Here is a 1,561-nt window from a genome sequence, read left to right as displayed (position 1 = left end):
ATTTCGAACTTCGAGGTTTTCATGGCCGGGGCGGGACAGGATGACATCCAAGGCAGCGATGCGGCCGAGGAGATCCATGGCAACGGCGGCGATGATGTGATCGATGGCGGGGGTGGCGCCGACATCGTGTCGGGCGGTGAGGGCAACGATCACCTGTCTGATGGCGCGGGGCAAGACTCTGTAAGCGGCGGAACCGGTAATGACACGGTCACAGCCGCCCTGGATATAGTCGATGATACTTATGACGGTGGCCAAGGCATCGACACGCTCGACTATTCGGCCGCCCTGATGACAGTGGTCATAGATGTCGTTGCCGCCAATGCCAGCGGCGCGGAAATCGGTACGGACCTCGTCACCAATTTTGAGGTAATCAAGGCGGGTGCAGGCGCGGACGAAATCAGCGGCGGCGCTGCCAGCGAAAGCATCTTCGGAAACGCCGGCGACGATGTTATTTCCGGAGGAAGCGGCAATGACACTTTATCGGGTGGCGCCGGCAATGATGTGATCGCGGACGGTGAAGGAGCAGATTGCGTTTTGGCTGGCACCGGCGATGATATCGTGCTGGCGGCGGCTGATGGCAGCAACGACATTTACTCCGGCCAGGCTGGATCCGACACCCTCGACTATTCGCAGGCGGCGCAGGGCGTGCTTGTCGATTTAAACACCGGGCAGGCAACAGGCTTCGATATCGGGCACGACGTGATTTCCGGCTTCGAACAGGTGGTTGGGAGCGCCGGCAACGATCACATGAACATCGGTACGACTGCCATGATCCTCGAAGGCAATGGCGGTTCAGACACTTTCGAATTCCATATTCCGGAAGGGAGTTCCAGTGCCAAGGTTATCCATCAGATACTCGACTTTATGGTTGGTGATCGCATTGAGATGTCGAGGTACGAGATCTTCGAAGATGTCATCGACAGTCTGGAAGATCGGTTCGAGGAAACGTACGGCGATGATGCCGACGCGCAACCGCTGCCGATCCGCGTTCGTCACGAAGGAACGGATGAACTGCAAAAGACGCTGATCGAGGTCGATATGGACCGCGATGAACACTACGAAATGACTATTAATCTGACGGGTCATCACATGTTGATGATCGTCGAAAACCCTTGAATAAAGACGTCGTTGTGACGCGAGTGGGAGTGAAATATGTTCGGGCGACAAAAACAAAAAGACCTGGGCTTAGGACCTCAGATCGATCCGGGAAACAGTTTCCCCGTGGGGCCTCGGGTCATCGCGGGTGTTACGCTTGGACTAGTGCTTTTCGTCGGTGCGGGCGGCTGGGCGGCAACCGCACAGCTGACAGGGGCGATCATCGCACCGGGCATGGTCAAGGTCGATCAGAACCTGAAGTCGATCCAGCACCGCGACGGCGGCATCATCAGCGAGATTGCGGTCAGGGAAGGTGACTTTGTCACGAAGGGTCAGGTCATGCTGCGGCTGGATGACGCCGAAACGCGCGCGGAACTTTCGATTGTTCGCACCCAGCTGGTCGAACTGATGGCGAAACAGGCCCGTCTGATGGCCGAGCGCGATAATCTCGATTCCATCATGATGT

Annotated in this window: 1 protein-coding gene and 1 pseudogene; both read left to right on the top strand. The window is 57.2% G+C overall.

Annotated features, from left to right (window positions below):
• Window positions 1-1,116: calcium-binding protein (locus tag FHS21_RS30345; protein WP_376772251.1), on the top strand; the 1,116-nt coding region annotated here is incomplete at its 5' end.
• Between the two features lie 36 nt (window positions 1,117-1,152).
• A pseudogene (locus FHS21_RS30340) lies at window positions 1,153-1,561 on the top strand (HlyD family type I secretion periplasmic adaptor subunit); the annotation flags it as partial.

Origin of the sequence: Phyllobacterium trifolii (genome assembly GCF_014192095.1) — a bacterium.
GTDB classification, from domain to species: Bacteria; Pseudomonadota; Alphaproteobacteria; order Rhizobiales; family Rhizobiaceae; genus Phyllobacterium; species Phyllobacterium trifolii.
This window is presented reverse-complemented; position numbering and strand designations above follow the sequence as displayed.